General features: G+C 59.1%; 18 protein-coding genes. 14 read left to right on the top strand and 4 right to left on the bottom strand.

Features of this window, described 5'->3' with window-relative positions:
- Positions 1–40: 40 nt before the first annotated feature.
- The 3 genes from LC354_RS21015 to LC354_RS21005 are packed head-to-tail and all read right to left on the bottom strand — an operon-like array spanning position 41 to position 3815.
- Positions 41–340, bottom strand: coding sequence for a hypothetical protein (locus LC354_RS21015; RefSeq protein ID WP_223427561.1), 300 nt, complete (start codon positions 338–340; stop codon positions 41–43).
- The gene (locus LC354_RS21010; RefSeq protein WP_223427559.1) at positions 324–2642 is read right to left on the bottom strand and encodes a PIG-L family deacetylase; all 2319 of its coding nucleotides are present in this window, start codon (positions 2640–2642) and stop codon (positions 324–326) included. Before LC354_RS21010 ends, LC354_RS21015 begins: the two co-directional genes overlap by 17 nt.
- A gap of 12 nt (positions 2643–2654) precedes the next feature.
- On the bottom strand, positions 2655–3815 hold the full coding sequence (locus tag LC354_RS21005) for an ROK family transcriptional regulator (protein ID WP_223427557.1): 1161 nt from the start codon (positions 3813–3815) through the stop codon (positions 2655–2657).
- Positions 3816–3912: 97 nt separating this feature from the next.
- Here LC354_RS21005 and LC354_RS21000 point away from each other — a divergent pair, with 97 nt between their 5' ends.
- The 10 genes from LC354_RS21000 to LC354_RS20955 all read left to right on the top strand — a co-directional run bounded on the left by LC354_RS21000 (position 3913) and on the right by LC354_RS20955 (position 12809).
- A complete protein-coding gene (locus tag LC354_RS21000) occupies positions 3913–5172 on the top strand; it encodes an extracellular solute-binding protein (RefSeq protein ID WP_223427556.1) in 1260 nt (419 codons plus the stop codon).
- A 60-nt stretch (positions 5173–5232) separates the two neighbouring features.
- Positions 5233–6120 (top strand): carbohydrate ABC transporter permease, encoded by an 888-nt coding sequence (locus tag LC354_RS20995; RefSeq protein WP_223427554.1) that lies wholly within the window; start codon positions 5233–5235, stop codon positions 6118–6120.
- 1 nt (position 6121) lies between these two features.
- Complete coding sequence (locus LC354_RS20990; protein ID WP_223427553.1) at positions 6122–6991, top strand: carbohydrate ABC transporter permease; 870 nt, start codon at positions 6122–6124, stop codon at positions 6989–6991.
- Entirely contained in the window at positions 6988–7425 is a 438-nt protein-coding gene (locus LC354_RS20985) for a VOC family protein (RefSeq protein WP_223427547.1), read from the top strand. The genes LC354_RS20990 and LC354_RS20985 overlap by 4 nt, the downstream gene beginning before the upstream one ends.
- Positions 7422–8900 carry an argininosuccinate lyase gene (locus LC354_RS20980; RefSeq protein WP_223427545.1) on the top strand — a complete coding sequence of 493 codons (1479 nt, stop codon included), beginning with the start codon at positions 7422–7424 and terminating at the stop codon, positions 8898–8900. The genes LC354_RS20985 and LC354_RS20980 overlap by 4 nt, the downstream gene beginning before the upstream one ends.
- Before the next feature lie 3 nt (positions 8901–8903).
- A complete protein-coding gene (locus tag LC354_RS20975) occupies positions 8904–9962 on the top strand; it encodes an ABC transporter ATP-binding protein (protein ID WP_223427543.1) in 1059 nt (352 codons plus the stop codon).
- A complete protein-coding gene (locus tag LC354_RS20970) occupies positions 9959–10816 on the top strand; it encodes a carbohydrate kinase family protein (RefSeq protein ID WP_223427541.1) in 858 nt (285 codons plus the stop codon). The genes LC354_RS20975 and LC354_RS20970 overlap by 4 nt, the downstream gene beginning before the upstream one ends.
- A gap of 255 nt (positions 10817–11071) precedes the next feature.
- On the top strand, positions 11072–12088 hold the full coding sequence (locus tag LC354_RS20965; RefSeq protein WP_223427539.1) for a serine hydrolase: 1017 nt from the start codon (positions 11072–11074) through the stop codon (positions 12086–12088).
- A gap of 4 nt (positions 12089–12092) precedes the next feature.
- Positions 12093–12299: a hypothetical protein gene (locus LC354_RS20960; RefSeq protein ID WP_223427538.1), complete on the top strand. Its 207-nt coding sequence runs from the start codon at positions 12093–12095 to the stop codon at positions 12297–12299.
- A gap of 48 nt (positions 12300–12347) precedes the next feature.
- Complete coding sequence (locus LC354_RS20955; RefSeq protein ID WP_223427536.1) at positions 12348–12809, top strand: hypothetical protein; 462 nt, start codon at positions 12348–12350, stop codon at positions 12807–12809.
- A gap of 180 nt (positions 12810–12989) precedes the next feature.
- Here LC354_RS20955 and LC354_RS20950 read toward each other — a convergent pair whose 3' ends face one another.
- Entirely contained in the window at positions 12990–13553 is a 564-nt protein-coding gene (locus LC354_RS20950; protein ID WP_223427535.1) for a hypothetical protein, read from the bottom strand.
- Between the two features lie 304 nt (positions 13554–13857).
- Here LC354_RS20950 and clcA point away from each other — a divergent pair, with 304 nt between their 5' ends.
- The 4 genes from clcA to LC354_RS20930 form a co-directional block, all read left to right on the top strand.
- A complete protein-coding gene (clcA, locus tag LC354_RS20945; protein WP_223427534.1) occupies positions 13858–15168 on the top strand; it encodes a H(+)/Cl(-) exchange transporter ClcA in 1311 nt (436 codons plus the stop codon).
- Positions 15169–15219: 51 nt separating this feature from the next.
- A complete protein-coding gene (locus LC354_RS20940; protein WP_223427532.1) occupies positions 15220–15963 on the top strand; it encodes a hypothetical protein in 744 nt (247 codons plus the stop codon).
- A 228-nt stretch (positions 15964–16191) separates the two neighbouring features.
- Positions 16192–16479, top strand: a complete 288-nt coding sequence (locus tag LC354_RS20935) for a hypothetical protein (protein WP_223427530.1) — start codon at positions 16192–16194, stop codon at positions 16477–16479.
- 106 nt (positions 16480–16585) lie between these two features.
- The coding region (locus LC354_RS20930; RefSeq protein WP_223421634.1) for a transposase at positions 16586–16995 on the top strand (410 nt) is incomplete at its 3' end.

Raw genomic sequence — 16995 nt, 5'->3', positions numbered from 1 at the left:
ACATCACGCAATTTCCTGTCGATGATCAAACTGGCATCCGTCAGGCTGTGGATCGAGTTTTATGAGTCCGCTGCCTAGCCGTCAGCGCAATGGCCGAAAACACAACACGCAACGCATGCAGGTGCAGATCGGGCAGGTCGATAAAGGCACGGCGATGGTACCAGATCCACGGCAACATCAAGAGCAAGCCGACACCCGCGCGCAGAAAAACGAGTTGAAATGCAGGGTAGCCCAACCCCAAAGCCTTCACGATCGACAGCGCCCAGATGTTCAACGCCATATCCGTCAGCAGCCACCCGGCCGCCAGACCGTTGCGCGGTGGATCAGACGCGTTTGGCAAGCAGATTGGCCATCAGTCGAAACGCGCCCGGCGTCAGCTTTTCCATCTGGTGGTGCAGGATCAGCGATGTGTGCACATGTCTCCCCTGCCCCACATCCGCCGCCAACAGCGCGCCATGTAACGGGGCTTCGCCCGGGTCATGCATCGCCAGCAACGGCGTATAGGCGGCGTCCCAGTCCTTGGCAAAATAGAGCCCGCGCTCCTTCTGCCAGCCCATCCAATCGTCAGGCCCGATGCGGTTCGGGGTCGTCAGGAGCGGATGGTCCGGCGCGCGCACGGTCACTTCGGCGTTCTCATCCGTCACCCGCCAGCGCAGGGACGGTTGTCCGATCTCAAGCCGGTACGGGGCGGTTGCGTTGGCGTCCCAATTGTCCCACGGTCGGTGATAGAGCGTGACCAGCGTCCCGCCCGCCCGCACCCAATCGTGGATGCGGGGCATCGCTTCGGCCAGACCTTTGCGGAACTTCATGGCAAAAATACCGATCACCAGCGTGTCGCATTTCTCCAACACCGCATCGCTCAGCGGCTCCTCTGACAGATCGGTCACAGTCAGTCCGAGCCGGTCTAGCCACAGGCCGACCCTGTCACTTCCACCGCCAACATAACCCACCCTTACATCCGGAAGGGTAACATCAACGACGCGGATGCGGGCCACTGCCGGTGCAACGAGCGCACGTTGCGTGATATGCGCACGGGTGATGTATGTGACGATGTTCGCAGGTTCGGCGTCCAAAGTCAGTGGCAGGTCATACAGCCCCGGCTCAAGGCTTGACGGTGCTGTCACAGTAACCTGCCCGGCCTCTGCTTCCGTTGACCAACCGTCCGGCACGTCCAGACCCGGCGCGGCACCGTCTGGAAAAATATCCGAGACCGCAATGCTCACAGACCGGCGCTCAGATGTCAGATTGATGATATCGGCTTGCGGGCGTACATTGGCTGCTCGATTTGGTAACACAATCGGTGTGACCTCAAACCGCTGTTTGGTCGTTGCGGTCGCACCCTCAACGCTCAACGCAACCTCAAGGTAAGGCGCGCGCGGCTGATCCGGCAGGTAGCTGTCCGGATATGGATCGCTAATGCGCGCCTCTGACCCGATCTGGACGCTGCCGTTTTCCCCAATCCACCCATCGGGGAGCTTTGCCACCAGCGCGACCTCACCTACATCAGTTGAAACGTCCGTGCTCCATCGCGCCCGGTCGCCCGGATGCAGGACATCCTGAGCAAACCAGCCACGCGCCTCGACACCGGCGGCAAGTGTGACCACCCTCGCCAACTGCTGCTGTTTCCGCGCAAGCTTGTGGGCAATATCAGGTGGACAGTTTTGATGCGCGACTTGCACAAGTTGCAACGCGGCAGTGCCGTGGCGCAGAACCTCCGCCATGTTCGGAAACGCAGCGACCGCTGCATCGCAGGCATCCTGCGCCTCCGGTAATTCCAGATCCCGTAACGTCTGTGGCAATCCAGAGCCCAGATCTACATCCGGCCCCGCAACACGGCTGCGCGCCAGATGGAGCGGAAAATCCGTTTCATCTGCCGCCGAAACCCATCGCCCCATCGCCTGTGTCGCATGCAACGCGCGGCTTTGTTGCCCGATCCGTGCATAGCGCCACCCGGTCACCGGGTCGCGCCCCCGTCCTGCAACCGTCATCGTCGCGGGCGGCGGCGGCAGATCATCGTCATAGGCCTGCCCGGCACCGGACCAGGCTGGCAGATACAGCTTCTTGACCTGCCACGGAGCCAGATCACTGCCGTCAAATGCGGGATCAGCCGCCAGATCCATCACCACGTGGGCGGCTTCGGTCATCGCCCGGTGGTGGCCGTGCTGGCCGGGCACGTCCAGAAATGTCGGGCAAATGATATCGGGCCGCTCTGTCCGCAGGATATGCACAAATCGGGCCAGTGTCCGGTCGCGACCCCATTTCGCCAGCGTTTCATCCCCTGATTTCGAAAACCCGAAATCGGTAATCGTATCGTCGGGACTGACGGACAACCAGTACATTCGCAAGTCAAGCCGATCACAGGCGGCTTCCATTTCGGCCGTGCGCAGAGTGCCCAGAGCCGCGCCGCTTTCCTGGCCGATATCGTTCTGCCCGCCTTCGCCACGGGTGGAGCAGGCATAGGAAATGTCTATCCCGTCCCGAAATCTGAGTGCGGCCAGCATGGCGGAAGTTTCATCGTCCGGGTGCGCGCCTGTATTCATGAAGGACACGGTGGACTTCAGCATCACCAGGGCCTGCCACAGGGCGACGATACGAACGGTGTCCCGATCCGCGGCAATCCGGGCCTGATCTGAAAGTGGCATAAGCGATGTCCTTTAGTCGGCGTGAGACAGTGGTGCAGTGAGCGTGCGGTTGAGCACAAGCGTGGCCGCGCCCAGCGTTGCGGTCATCCGGCCAGAGGCCCCGCGCATCAGGCGGGGAAGTGCCGCATTCGGACGGTTCGCGACGGACATGCGCGGCACGGGCGCATGCGCAACCAGATGGTCCAGCACCGCGTCGGGCATAGCACCTCCGAGCACGATGGTCTGCGGATCAAACATATTTTCAACAATGGTCATCGCGTGGCCCAAGGCCGCACTTGCCCCTTCAAGCCAGATCATCAGATCCGCGTCCCGTTCGCGAAAAAGCCGGTCCAGACCGTCGATGTCCGAAACCACTTTGCCAGCCACCGCCATGTGCCGCTGGACGGAGAGACGACTGAGGATGTCTTCCAGCTTGCCGCCGGGCACCGGCACGTGCCCGATCTCGCCTGCATTGCCGAAGGCCCCGCCGATCAAGTGCCCCTGATGGACCAGCCCAAGGCCAAGGCCCGCGCCAAAGTACAGGTAGGCAAATGTAGGAATGTCCTTTGCCACGCCATGAAGGCGCTCTGCCATCGCGGCGGCATTGGCGTCGTTGCTCAGCACCACGGGCAAGCCCACGGCATTGGAAAAAAGCGCTTCTGGGTCAACGTGCTGCCAGCCGTGAAGATCAGAGCCCACCCCGGACACCCCCGTTACACCAAACGGCCCCGGCATGACGATACCAGCGCCCAGCATCCGATCCTTGGCGATCGGCACGGCGCTTAGTGTACGGGCATGAACAGCGGTGACCTCTGCCAGAACAACACTCGGTTCGGTTCCCGCCAGCGCAATGCGCTCGGTGGTTACGGGGTGACCCTGCATATCCAGCAATGCCGCGAAAATCGCATCCGGTCGCACCTCGATCCCCAGGGCAAAACCGCCCTCCGGGTTCAACCCGTATTGTATTGCAGGCAATCCGCGCCCACCGCTCAGGCGTCCTTTTTCCAGCAGCATCCCGTCCGCCACCAGATCTGCAATGATATTGCTGACGGTCTGGGTTGTGAGCGAAAGGGCCCGCGCGATTTCAGCGCGGCCCATGGTGCCTGCGGCCCGCACCTGGCCCAACACAGCCTGCCGGTTGCGGTGCCGCGATCTTTCGGCGTTTGTACCAAGCTGGAGAGGAATTGCGACCATGAGGCTGGATTAACTCAAATCATTTGAATATTCAATTCTCCTGAGTTAACCCTTGGGTATGCGTTAAAAATCGAACCAACTTCACGGGAGAGTTAAGATGCGATCACATTTGAAAGGCCTGGTCCTTGCCGGCCTGACATCCTCCACCGCTCTGTTCGCCACCGGCGCGATGGCCGTGGAAATCGAATATTGGCAGTATTACTTCGATGCCCGGGTCGACGCGATGGAAACGCTGATCGAGAATTTCGAGGCTGCCAACCCGGATATCACCGTCACCATGACCCACTTTCCCTATGCCGATTACCGCACCAAGGTCGCCGCCGCGATCCCGGCCGGTGAAGGGCCCGATGTGGTGCAGTTGTTTTACGGCTGGCTGAACGATTACGTTGAGGCGGAGCTGATCCAACCCCTGCCCGCCGACAGCTTTCCCGCTGCGCGGATCGATGCGGAATTCTTCCCGATGGTGCAGGCGATGAAAGACGGCGATGCCTATTGGGCGCTCCCCACAGCCGTCCGCTCGCTGGCGCTTTTTTATAACGAACGCCTGTTCGAGGAGGCTGGGATAGAGTCCCCGCCTGAAACGCTGGTTGAGCTGTTGGACGCGGCCGAAAAGCTGACAAAGCGTGACGGTGCCGGCAACATCACACAAGTCGGTATTACGGCGGGCATGACCGCGCAAGATCACCACTGGTGGCGCGAAGGCCTCGTGCGCCAGTATGGCGGAGAGCCGTATCTGGATGACTACAAGACTGTGAATTACAATACGGAATCCGGCCTCGCGGCGCTGGATTTCTACACCAATCTGTTCATGAACGAAAACCCCGTGAGCGCCATCGGATTCATGGACGAACCGCAAGCGGCGTTCAAAGCGGGCCGCGCCGGCATGCACATCGATGGCTCTTTCCGCATTGGCTCGCTTGATGGTACGCGCGGGCTGAAATGGGGAGTGACGGAGCTTCCTTCCGGCCTTGACGGGGCGCGGTCGAATTACTCCAGCTACTGGGTCAACGCGATTACCACCAAAGCCGAAGGCGAAAAATACGACGCTGCGGTCAAGTTCATGGAATACATCACCTCGGACGAGGCGATGCAGATCTGGCTCGACACGGTCGGCGAGTTGCCTGCGAAACCCTCCGTCGGCATGACCGAGGCCAACGCAAATGATGACGTTTTTGGTCCCTTCATTCGTGGCCTCGCATACGCCCATACGACGAAGTTCGCCAATGAAAGTGGCCAGCGGCAATTGATGGTCGAAATGGTGGAGCGCATCCAATTGGAAGGCATGGACCTTGCCGAAAGCCTCGCGATTGCGGCAGAAGCGGAACAAAAGCTGCTCGACGAATACTACAGCGACTAAGCCTTCTTCCGGCCGCCCCTGTTTCTCCCGCGGGGGCGGTATTCTTTTCAGGCGGCCCGTATGTATCGCAACCTCACAATCCGACAGAAACAGATCGTTTGGGCATGGGCCTTTCTCGCCATTCCCGTGCTGTTCTATACGGTCATCCGGTTCTACCCGACTGGAAACGCGATCCTGATCTCGTTCCAGAACTGGAACCTGTTGGGCAGTCGTACATGGGCGGGGCTGGAGAACTATGAAAAGCTGTGGAATGATCCCGTCTTCTGGAAAGTCTTCCAGAACACTTTCGTCTATCTGCTCCTTGGCACCCCGATCAGCCTCGTCCTCTCCTTCATCATCGCCTATCACCTCGACAAGCTGCGTTTCATGCATGGCTTCTTGCGGATGCTGTATTTTCTGCCCTTCATGACCTCGGCGGTCGCGATGGCATGGGTCTGGCGCTGGTTCTATCAGGACGTGCCCATCGGGCTGTTCAACAACATCCTCGCAGGGTTTGGCATTCCGCAGATCAAGTTTCTGCAATCCACGACCAACGCGCTGCCCGCGGTACTGGCCCCCGCCGTCTGGGCGGGTCTCGGCTTTCAGGTCATCATATTCATGGCCGGCCTGCGCGCCATACCGACCAGCTATTACGAGGCCGCCAAGATCGACGGTGTCGGCTGGTGGACGGTCCTGACGCAGATCACCATCCCGCTGCTGCGACCGACGATCGTGTTCATCGTCGTTTTCTCGTCCATCGGGTTTTTGCGGATCTTCGATCATGTCTTCAACATGACGACGAACAATCCGGGCGGGCCGCTCAACGCCACAAAACCGCTGGTTCTGATGATTTACGACACGGCCTTCAACGGGTTCGACATGGGCTATGCGGCGGCGCAAACCGTGGTTCTGTTCACCATTCTGCTGATCGTCTCGCTGATCCAGCTGCGCCTGTTGCGGAGCACATGAGATGAGCGACATCACTCCCACCGCTGACGCTCTGCTGATGGCCAAACCAGCGCCCCGGTCGCGTAACATGGGCCAGATCATCCGCTGGCTGCTGCTGTTTATTGGCGGCATCGCGATGGTGATGCCCATCGCCTACATGATCTCGACCTCGCTGAAATGGCCGCACGAGGTCTACAACGTCAATCTGATCCCCGTTGAGCCCACGATCGAAAACTACACCTATGTCCTCGAAGATGGGCGGTTCTATTGGTGGTTCGTCAACTCGATCATCATCGCCACGATCACCACGATCTGTAATCTGCTGTTCGACTCTCTGGTTGGCTACACCCTGTGCAAATTCCGGTTTCCCGGGCGCACGATCGTCTTTATCGCGATCCTGTCCACACTCATGATCCCAACCGAGATGCTGGTGATCCCGTGGTATCTGATGAGCCAATCCTTCGGCTGGCTCGACAGCTATTGGGGCATCATGTTTCCGGGCCTGATGACGGCCTTCGGCACCTTCCTGATGAAGCAGTTTTTCGAAAGCGTTCCTGACGATTTTATCGAAGCGGCCCGTATCGATGGCCTGAATGAACTACAGATCTGGTGGACGGTCGCCATGCCGCTGGTCAAACCCGCGCTCGCCGCCCTGGCAATCTTTGTTTTCCTAGGCAACTGGACGGCCTTTCTCTGGCCGCTCATCGTCACCAATTCGGTGGATATGTATACGATCCCGGTAGGCCTCTCCGGCTTTGGTGATGAGGCGGACGTGGCTTGGGAATTGATCATGACGGGGGCTGCGATCAGCACGATCCCGACGCTGATCGTCTTTCTGATCTTCCAGCGTTTCATCATCCGCGGCGTCGTCATGGCGGGGCTGAAAGGATGACGCCTCTGGTCACCACAGACAGGCTCGACCATGTGCACCTCAATGTCACCAACCGGACCGCGTCGATTGCGTGGTACGGGCGGGTTCTTGGTCTGCGCGTGTTGGGCGAGGCAAATCCGGACCCATCGCATCCCGTTTTTCTGGCCCCGGCAGATACATCCCGGCTGTGTCTCTCGCTGTTCATGGGAGAGCCCGCATCAGGCCCAAACCGCAACATCGCCTTTCATGCAAAGGCCAGAGATTTCGTAGCATTTGCCCGGTATTTGCCCAACCCAGACGTCACGAACCATAAAGGACAGCCTTTGACTGCGCACAGTTTCCACGATTACGGCATGGCCCTGAATTTCGATTTCACCGACCCTGACGGCAACCACATCGAGCTTGTCACCTACGAATGCGATGCCGCGCGTGCGGAACTTTCAGGCCTGACATGACCGACACGAGCACTTTCCCCGATCCGACCTACAAGGACACGGTCCTCGCGCCGCTGTTCGAAGGTGTCAAAACCCACTACGCAAAACACATGACCGCCATCAATCAGGCGCATCTTGTGATGCTGGTGGAAGCGGGCATCCTGTCCAAATCAGATGGCCAAAAGATAGCCCGCGCCCTCGAAGCCATCGAGACAAGCACAAAAGTCGCCGATCTCACCTACACCGGCGTACACGAAGACTATTTCTTCTTTGTGGAAGCAGAACTGCGCCGCCTTCTCGGTGACTTGGGCGGTGCCTTGCACACGGCGCGCAGCCGCAATGACATGGATCACACGCTGTTCAAAATGGCGCTTCGGGACCGGGCAGAAACCATGCTGGGCCAGATAATGACACTGACCGAAGCCCTCATCGCCAAAGCGAAAGTTGAAGCCCGAACCCTCATCGTCGCCTATACCCACGGGCAACCAGCGCAACCCACGACCTTCGGCCATTACCTTGGTGCAATGATCGAAGTGTTGAACCGCGATGCCGCCCGGCTGTCTGCGGCCATCGATAACCTTGGGCACTGTCCGATGGGGGCCGCCGCGATCACAACTTCGGGCTTCCCGATTGACCGCACGCGCATGGCCGACCTGCTGGGCTTTGAGGGCCCGCTGATCAATTCGTACGGCTGCATCGCATCGGTCGATTACGTCACCGGACTGTATTCTGCGGTCAAGCTTGTCTTCCTCCACCTCGGACGGGTCATTCAGGATCTCGCGTTCTGGTCCAGTTTCGAGGTCGGTCAGCTTTATGTGCCAAACGCGCTGGTCCAGATCAGTTCGATCATGCCGCAAAAGCGCAACCCGGTGCCCATCGAACACATGCGGCACCTGTCATCACTCACCTGCGGGCGTTGCGATATGGTGGTCAACACGATGCACAATACGCCCTTCACCGACATGAACGACAGCGAAGGCGAGGTGCAGCAAGCGGGCTACGCGGCTTTTGAGAGCGGCGGGCGGGTGTTGCAATTGCTCACCGCATTTCTGCCTGCCTGCACGATCAACGCAGATAACGTGCGGCGCAATACGGACGCGGCCAGCATCACAATCACTGAACTGGCGGACACGCTGGTGCGTGACGAGGGCCTTACTTTTCGCCAATCCCACGAAATCGCGGCACATGTGGCGCGCAGCCTTGATGGAGCGCCACTTTCCTCCGGTTTCCAGACGTTTCTTGGGGCCTTCCAAACGGCGACGGGCCACGCGCCCCGAATGGACGTACAGGCATTTCAAATCGCCACCAGCCCCGAAACATTCGTCGCCCGCCGCGACCGGATCGGCGGCCCGGCACCTGCAGCGCTCAGCGCCGCGCTGGACAGTTACGAGCGGGACTTGGCGGCGCTCAAATCGCAATCCTCCCACCGCACCGACCGCATCCGCGCTGCCACCCAATCCCGCGCAACTGACTTTGCGACCTTACTGGAGTCCTGAACCTTGGCCAATCTCGCCCTGCGTCGCCTCACCAAATCCTACGGCACCACCGAAGTTCTGCATGGCATCTCCCTGGATGTGGCGGATGGCGAGTTCGTGGTCCTGGTTGGCCCCTCCGGCTGTGGGAAATCCACGACCTTGCGGATGATCGCAGGGCTTGAGGAGACGACATCCGGGATCATCGAGATTGGCGGGCGCGAGGTGAACAACCTCGAACCCAAGGAACGCGATATCGCCATGGTTTTCCAGAACTACGCGATCTACCCGCACATGTCGGTGAAGAAAAACATCGCCTTCGGGCTGCGGTCGTCCAAGATGCCAAAGGCGGACAAGGAAAAGCGCATTCTCGAAGTGGCGAGCATCCTCGACATGGTGCCATTGTTGGATCGCAAGCCCAATGCGCTGTCCGGGGGCCAGCGCCAGCGCGTCGCCATCGGCCGGGCCATGGTGCGTGACCCGGCCGTATTCCTGTTTGACGAACCGCTCTCCAACCTTGACGCACAATTGCGCACGCAGATGCGTCTGGAGATCAAGAAACTGCACCAGCGGGTTGGCAATACGATCATCTTCGTGACCCACGATCAGGTCGAGGCGATGACCATGGCCGACCGTATTGTCATCATGAAAGACGGCTATATCCAACAGGTCGGCACCCCGGCAGAGGTGTTTCACAAGCCCGCAAACACCTTCGTCGCTCGTTTCATCGGGGCCCCCTCGATGAACCTGCTGGATGGCATTTGGGACGGCGAAACCATCACGCTGGCGGGTGACCAAAAGGTCCGTGTACCGGCCTTGCAAACCGCTGCGGGCAGCAAAGTCCTGCTTGGTGCGCGGGCCGACGATCTGAAAGCCGGAAACCCGAATACAGTGCTATCCGGCAAGGTGATGTTGCGCGAACCCCTCGGCTCGGAAACGCTGATCTATGTCGATACGGCGTCAGGCGAGATTATCGCCAAGGCCGACGGGCGCACCCCTCCGCAGGTCGGCGATGCGGTGACGCTTGGGGCCGATCCGGAAAACATCCATGTCTTCGATGCCAAGACCGGAGAGGCGCTGACGTGACCAAACCGACCCTCTGCGCCGGACGGCTCTATTGTGATCTGGTTTTTGCGGGCGCTCCGCGCCTGCCGTCCGCAGGCACCGAGGTTTTCGCTGCCCATCTCTCCCTACATGCAGGTGGTGGCGCCTTTATCACTGCGGCCACTTTCGCGGCCCTGGGTCACGAGGTTTACCAGTTTTCGCGCCTGCCCGCGGCCCCCTTCGACAGCATCGTCTTGTCAGACCTCGACAGACTCAAAGTTAACGCGCGGCACTGCGTTCAGGCCAGCCCGCGCAGCGATCCACAACTCACCGTCGCGATGACAACACCGGACGACCGGGCTTTCCTGACGCGTGCTGATGGGCCAGCCCTCCCCAATCTGTCCGCGATCACCTGGACCGGTTTTCGCCATCTCCACATCGGAGAGCTCGGCACGTTGCAGGAAAACCCGACGCTCATCGACCGCGCGCGGGCGGCGGGCCTGACGATCTCGCTGGATTGTGGCTGGCAAGACGGTTTTGACCCGGATGCCGCTGACCTGATCGCAATGGTCGATGTCTTTCTTCCCAACGAGAGCGAGCTTGCAGCCTTGGCCGCCCTCGGAATTTCAGACACGTGCGCCCCGCTCACGGTTGTCAAATGCGGGCCAAACGGGGCGCGGGCCTCAAGCGGTCACACATGGACCCACCGCAAAAGCACGTTCGTCGAAACCGTGGATGCCACCGGCGCGGGGGACGCGTTCAACGCCGGATTCTTGTCGGAATGGCTTGCCAAGGCCCCCCTTGCCGACTGCCTCGACAAAGGCAACGCTTGCGGGGCGGCGGCCGTCCAATCAAGCGGTGGTGCCGGCTGCCTGATACCCGCGATGGCTGATTGATCCGGCCGGGGAACACACAGCGGTCATGCAATGTGACCTTCTCCGTTCCGGCGGCAATCCACTCTTTTTGCGACATCCGGCGATGTTCGTCGACCAAATGCGGATCACAGGCCATATTGTGAATGGTATTTTTAGATAAATCGGGCTCCACCCATTGCAGCCGCCTGACCATTGGGAAATTTGATAGCTTAGTTTGGCGTGCCTGTTCCTGACTGTGTTGCTCCTCGGATCGAGGTTAACTGATGTCATTTCTTATTGAAGACAGGCTCACAGCGGGACGCAAACTGGTATTTCACAAACCTGTCCGAAGCAGCGGTCAACCGCAAGATCGAAGAACTCGATGGCCGTATTGTGGACATTGAAGTGACGAATACCTCCCGCATGCGATGTGCCGTCAGCATGGTCAAAAACGGCGGCCCGCAAAAAGGCGATTGGTCCTGGCTCCATGGGATGAGCGCACGCGGGCTGAATGGCAGGTTGGAGGAGCTCAAAGCCCGGCTCATCGATCTGGAAGTCTACCGAAAGGATGGACGGACCCGCTTTGCCGCTGTGACCAAGACAAACACTGGCAGCCTCAAGACCGATTGGTTTTGGTATCACAGTCAGTCAGGCCAAGATGTCGTGAACAAGATGTTGCGCCAAAAAATGCGCCTGCTTGGTATCGAAAGCCATGGCCGCGGATCAAACCGTAACCATGTCATCATCCTCACGCCATATAGCCACGCCGCGCAGCACGCGCCGTTCTACTATGGCATCAGCAAGTCTGACCTGACGACCATTTTGTGGCGTCACAGCGCGCGGCTGATCGATATCGAAGACGCGCCAAATGGCAGGTACGATGTCGTCCTCCTCGACAACGGCATCTCCAAACAGGGCCATTGCAGAGGCAGGCTTCAACCGATGGGTGATCGCCTTGTCCGATTGATGAAATTCAATGCGATCCCGGGCGGGCAGATTGCGGTCACGCGTGATGGTCGGTTGGTCTATTCCTGCGCGTTTGGCGTCGCCGACCTCCGCAGTTTGAAAAAGGTATCGCCGCAAAGCAGATTTCGCATCATGAGCGTGTCCAAGCTTCTGACGAGATCTGCCATCAATGATCTGGTGCCCAAGGGTCGCATCACGCTGAATGACACTATGCTCGCCGCCCTCGGCAATCGTGCCCCCTTGTCCCCGTTTCAGGACCCGCGCGTGCAAATGATCAAGTTGCAAAACCTGATCGATCACGGGGGTGGTTTCATCCACAGTGACCCTGACGACTCAAATTTTTTATGATCCCATGACCAATCAACCCCGCACAGCACGGGACATGGGGCAGCCGACCCCGCCAAGCTGTCGCCAGATCATGAACCACGCGATCAGCACATTCGAGTTGGGCTATTGGCCCGGTGTTCCGCAGGACCGCCACACGGATCGGCAGAGATATTCCAACCTGAGTTACGGCATCTTGCAGCAGGTGATTGCGGCCAACAGTTCCCGAAGCTAAGCCAGCTATGTCAAAAAACATGTCCTCGATCCTGCCGGTGTCGCGAATATGGCAATCGGCCAGGGGCGCCTTGCAAAACGCGAGCAAGGCGAAGTGATGTACTATGACGTGCCATTTGCAGCCAGTGTGGACTCTCGCTATCCGGCCGACACAGAAAAAATGCCGCGACCCTACGCAATTGTCGTCGAGGCGATGGCAGGTCACGGGGGTTGGATAAGCAGTGCCAATGACTTGGTGCACTATGGCGCATTTGCCAACGGGGGCAGCTTTGAAGGGGCGATTGTCGGGACAAGGTCCGTGTTGTTGCAGAAGGGAAAAACTTATGTTGCAATAAATCTCAATGCGTCGCCTACAAACCACTCCGATTTGAACTGGGGTTCCAACCGCCCCGGTCCGGTTCGGGTAAACCCACCAGACTTTAGTCTGCTCGAATTTGCCACTGAATGGATCAATGATACGGCAAGTTGGCCTGCGCGCAACCTGTGGTCGGACTATAGGTATCCGGAATAGCCCTGCAATGTGGCGGTCTTTTTTTGTAGGCGAGGTGACGGTTCTGTCGCGTCAAACAGAGGGCTGTCTTGGGACTTGCGATGCAAACCCAGACCACCGCCTACAAGCGCTACTGGACCGCGCCCGAGATCGTCGCCTCAGTGGTGCGGCACACATGCTGCCGACAACATGACGACGCCCTCAGGACTCGGTCTGATCCAATGCATCACCGGTTTTGTCGGTTTTTGCGACCTGGGAATGCCTTCGCCCGGTCTCTGTCATCACGTAAACCATGACGGACCCAGTCCAACTGAAGGTGAACAACCCGGAAATCGCGATCATGGGCCCCAGCAAGGTCCAAGCGCTCGGCAAGCCGACTTTCGCACCGCCCAGTGTCGTGTACGATTCCATCACGAAGGAGAACGCTTCGCGGAAATCGCTGATCAATCCGAACCACCAGATCGGTATGGCCCAGATCATCGTCTCCATCAGATGTACGCTGGCCAGCAAGGCAATTGTAATGCTGACCAGAAAGCTGACCCGCCATTGCGCGGTGCCTTGATTAAAGCGCGCAAAGCGCACCGCAAAGAACTTCGACACTGCACCCATGAACCAACCGTGTACGGAGATGACCAATACCAGCACCAACAGTCCGAAGCCGAGTTCAGTGATCAGAATGGGATTTTTCAGAGACGATACGACAGTCGTTCCTACGGTGTTCAAAACCGGATCGACCGCGTCCCTCACAATGTTCTCACCCGCCATTGAAAATCCCTTCAAAACAAGGCGTTAAAAGACCGATTCTCGATGCCTCTAAAGAGGCGAACTTGCGTTCTGAGGTTCCCTGCCCGAACAACGGAGTGGAAGCGGCAGCCGTAGTTCTGCCTCCGCCTCACCCGGCAGTCAAGCCCCTGAGCTTTGTGATAACCGGACGGGTCCCGCATTTGACCTTCGGTTGGCGGAAAGCCAAAGACGCGCAAAAGTTGTGCTTGAACATAGCGACCGTTCCCCGCTAGCTTTTGATGTGGGGCACCGATTGGACAGTGGCTACCCAAAAGGCGAATAGCAGATGCAGACCTTGAAATCGTTGGCCGGAAAGTCTGTTTCCGAAACCCGAGCGATGGCATTTCTGGCTTTGCTTTCCATTCTCGTCGGTATGGCCGCCGGGCTGATCGGTGCAGCATTCCGGTTCTCGCTCGAACATGCGGACGCTTTTCGGGCTCTGGCCGTGGAAAAGACAAGCTCCTATCCCATTCTGGGGCCATTGATGATGATGGCGGGCGCGGCGTTGGCCGCAGGGCTGGCGGCATGGCTCGTGCGTCGATTTGCACCCGACGCGGCAGGCAGTGGCATCCCGCATGTCGAGGCGGTTCTTGAAGGTTCACTCACGCCAGCGCCTGCGCGCCTGATCCCGGTGAAATTCGTGGGCGGCGTTCTGGCCATGGGCAGCGGACTTGCGCTTGGGCGCGAGGGGCCAAGCGTGCAGATGGGCGTAACCGCCGCCCACGTGATCGGAGGTCTCTTTCGCCGCGACGCGGAGGACCGTCGCGCTTTGATCGCGGGCGGCGCCGGTGCGGGCCTCGCGACAGCCTTCAACGCGCCCGGTGCAGGCGCGATTTTCGTGCTCGAGGAACTGGTAGGCCGCTTCGATCCGCGTATCGGACTGGTGGCCCTCGGCGCTTCGGCTGGCGCAATCACCGTATCGCGTGGATTGCTGGGCAATGCGCTGGATTTCAAGGTGGCAGACCTCGCCTCGGGCGGTGTCACAGAGCTTGTCCTGTTCCTCGTTCTCGGGCTTTTCATCGGCTTGCTGTCCGTGGGCCATAACCGTGGGCTTCTTGCCACCCTTTCGCTGGCTGAACGGATCAAGGGACCCATTGAGTTCCGGGCCGCAGGCATTGGTGCTGTTGTCGGGCTTCTGGCCTGGTTTACCCCGCAGCTTGTGGGCGGGGGCGATGGCATTACGCAAAATGCACTCAGCGGAGAGTTGCTGCTTGTTGTCCTTCCCGCGCTCTTTTTGTTTCGGTTCGTTCTGGGAGCGGCGTCCTATGCCGCCGGTACGCCCGGAGGCCTTTTCGCACCGTTGATGGTTCTGGGTGCCGTTTCCGGTCTGGCGTTCGGCATGGTCGTCGAGGCCGCGATCCCGGGCCTTGCGGTCCGACCTGAGGCCTTTGCCCTTGTTGGCATGGGCGCCTTCTTTGCAGGCACCGTCCGTGCCCCGCTGACCGGGATCGTGTTGGTCATCGAGATGACAGGCAGTTCGTCGCTCCTTTTGCCGCTGCTCGCGGGGTGTTTTGGATCCATGTTGGTCGCCGAAACCCTGCGTGACGTGCCAATCTACGCTGCGCTGAAGGCACGTGCGGCAAAGTCGGCGCGTTAGTTTCATGTGGTGTGAAGCTGAAACGCCGACCGGGTTTGAAGGGGGTTCGAAATGAGTGCGACCCTAGCCACATTTCTGACCATCCTTGCTTTGTGTGCCGTCCACATCATGTCTGGCGCGGACGTTGTCCAGCGGCGGCGCTGGTCTCCTGCGCTGCTCTCAATGGCGGCCGGGATCAGCGTCAGCTACGTCTTTCTGGACCTGTTGCCCGATCTGGTCGAAAGGCAGCATGACCTTGACCAGGCCGGGTTCGTGCCAATGCTGGACCGGCATGTCTACATTTTTTCGTTGCTTGGGTTGGCTATTGCATTCTGGGTTGAAGTCGCCTCGCGGCAATCACGGCGAAAACAGCGACATGCCGGCAAGGCTGACCAAACCAGCAATGCCGTGTTCAAATTGAGCGTCGCGTCTTCTGCGGTTGAAAATGTTGCCATCGGTTACGCCGTTGGCAGCCCGGGAGACAGTGCGGTTGAGCCCTTGTGGCTGTTCGCGTTGGCGCTTGGGCTGCATTTCCTTGTCGATGATCACGCGCTGTCGAAACATCACGGTGCGCCTTATCGGCGCTATGGCCGGTGGTGGTTGGTGGCCGGATTGGTGGCAGGATGGAGTATGGGCGCCGCGTTCGGGCTCAGGATTCATGAAGTCGTGCTGGCCTTGGCTTTGGCCTATATCTCCGGTGGGACCATTCTGAACACCTTGCGACACGAATTGCCGGGTACGGACCATTCCCCTGCCGTGTTCGCCTTCGTTCTGGGTGCTGCCGGCTACACGGCCATACTGCTTGCCGAGGGATGATCCGGCGGATCAAGCCACCAAGATCGCTCGCACCGGAGTAAGCTACTGTTACAGTGGGAAATAGACGTTGATACGCGACCGATTGACTGGTCAGTTACGCACCCCCTTTTGTTTGCGCCGTGCATTGAGGCGCACAGTACAATCGAAGGTACGAACATGTTCGTACCTCCCTTATCGCTGGTTATCGGTGCTCAATCAAAGCTATAACAACCTAAGAGTGAGCGGCAGATGCAAAATCTATCCGCTTTGTTGCAACGGCTCCCGACACGAGAGCTGGAAATACGCAGATTTGCTGCGCGAGATGAGGAGTTCCGCTGTGCCTGTGAAGATTATGAATTGGCGGCGCAGGCGCTCCGGCATTGGGAGCGTGAAGGACACAATGCGGATCGGGCAAGCGAATACCGCCAGATTGCTAACGAAATCGCGGATGAAATTGTGGCTTGTCTAGACTCCGCTTCGACGCGAACAATGACGAGACTGAAACCAAAGGTCTCGGGCATGACCAATCATCAATAGGAGTACAATTCACCCGCATTCCCCAAGTAGATCTCTTATTTCGCTGTCTTGAACGTGATATTTTCTATATATATCATGGCGTTGGTTGCTGCGGAGGATGTGTTTCATGGATCACCCAGAGGGTGCGGGCTTGCAGCGGGCAGATCGTGTGGATTTTGACCCTCGCGTGCGGCTGGAATTCCGGGGCGCTCAGCTCAGTTCGGATGGCGGCCTTCTGGTGATGCGCGAGCTTGATGACGCGCTCGGTCTGTCCAATCTGGCGTCTGCTGCCCTGTGCGATAATCGCCGTGGCAAGAACACGATCCACCGGCTCGACGGGCTGTTTCGGCAATCGGTCTACGGCCGGTTGGCAGGATACGGGGACGTCAATGACGCCGACCGTCTCGCGCTCGATCCCGTGATGCGCCAGGTTGTCGGTGGCCGTGCCGTCGATGCGCATGCCGCATCCACGTCGCAGATGGGCCGGTTCGAGACCGAGGGACTGGCGACCGCAGAGAACCGGGCGGCTCTGTCTGA

The organism is Tateyamaria pelophila, assembly GCF_019966495.1.
In the GTDB taxonomy this organism is placed as follows: Bacteria; Pseudomonadota; Alphaproteobacteria; order Rhodobacterales; family Rhodobacteraceae; genus Tateyamaria; species Tateyamaria pelophila.
Note: the sequence above shows the minus strand (reverse complement) of the source record. Positions and strands in the feature narration are given on the sequence as shown.

Coding starts and splice junctions, on each gene's coding strand:
- LC354_RS21010 (WP_223427559.1), bottom strand. CDS start 2,642: ATGCCACTTTCAGATCAGGCCCGGATTGCCGCGGATCGGGACACCGTT.
- LC354_RS21005 (WP_223427557.1), bottom strand. CDS start 3,815: ATGGTCGCAATTCCTCTCCAGCTTGGTACAAACGCCGAAAGATCGCGG.
- LC354_RS21000 (WP_223427556.1), top strand. CDS start 3,913: ATGCGATCACATTTGAAAGGCCTGGTCCTTGCCGGCCTGACATCCTCC.
- LC354_RS20995 (WP_223427554.1), top strand. CDS start 5,233: ATGTATCGCAACCTCACAATCCGACAGAAACAGATCGTTTGGGCATGG.
- LC354_RS20990 (WP_223427553.1), top strand. CDS start 6,122: ATGAGCGACATCACTCCCACCGCTGACGCTCTGCTGATGGCCAAACCA.
- LC354_RS20985 (WP_223427547.1), top strand. CDS start 6,988: ATGACGCCTCTGGTCACCACAGACAGGCTCGACCATGTGCACCTCAAT.
- LC354_RS20980 (WP_223427545.1), top strand. CDS start 7,422: ATGACCGACACGAGCACTTTCCCCGATCCGACCTACAAGGACACGGTC.
- LC354_RS20960 (WP_223427538.1), top strand. CDS start 12,093: ATGACCAATCAACCCCGCACAGCACGGGACATGGGGCAGCCGACCCCG.
- LC354_RS20955 (WP_223427536.1), top strand. CDS start 12,348: ATGGCAATCGGCCAGGGGCGCCTTGCAAAACGCGAGCAAGGCGAAGTG.
- LC354_RS20950 (WP_223427535.1), bottom strand. CDS start 13,553: ATGGCGGGTGAGAACATTGTGAGGGACGCGGTCGATCCGGTTTTGAAC.
- clcA (WP_223427534.1), top strand. CDS start 13,858: ATGCAGACCTTGAAATCGTTGGCCGGAAAGTCTGTTTCCGAAACCCGA.
- LC354_RS20940 (WP_223427532.1), top strand. CDS start 15,220: ATGAGTGCGACCCTAGCCACATTTCTGACCATCCTTGCTTTGTGTGCC.
- LC354_RS20935 (WP_223427530.1), top strand. CDS start 16,192: ATGCAAAATCTATCCGCTTTGTTGCAACGGCTCCCGACACGAGAGCTG.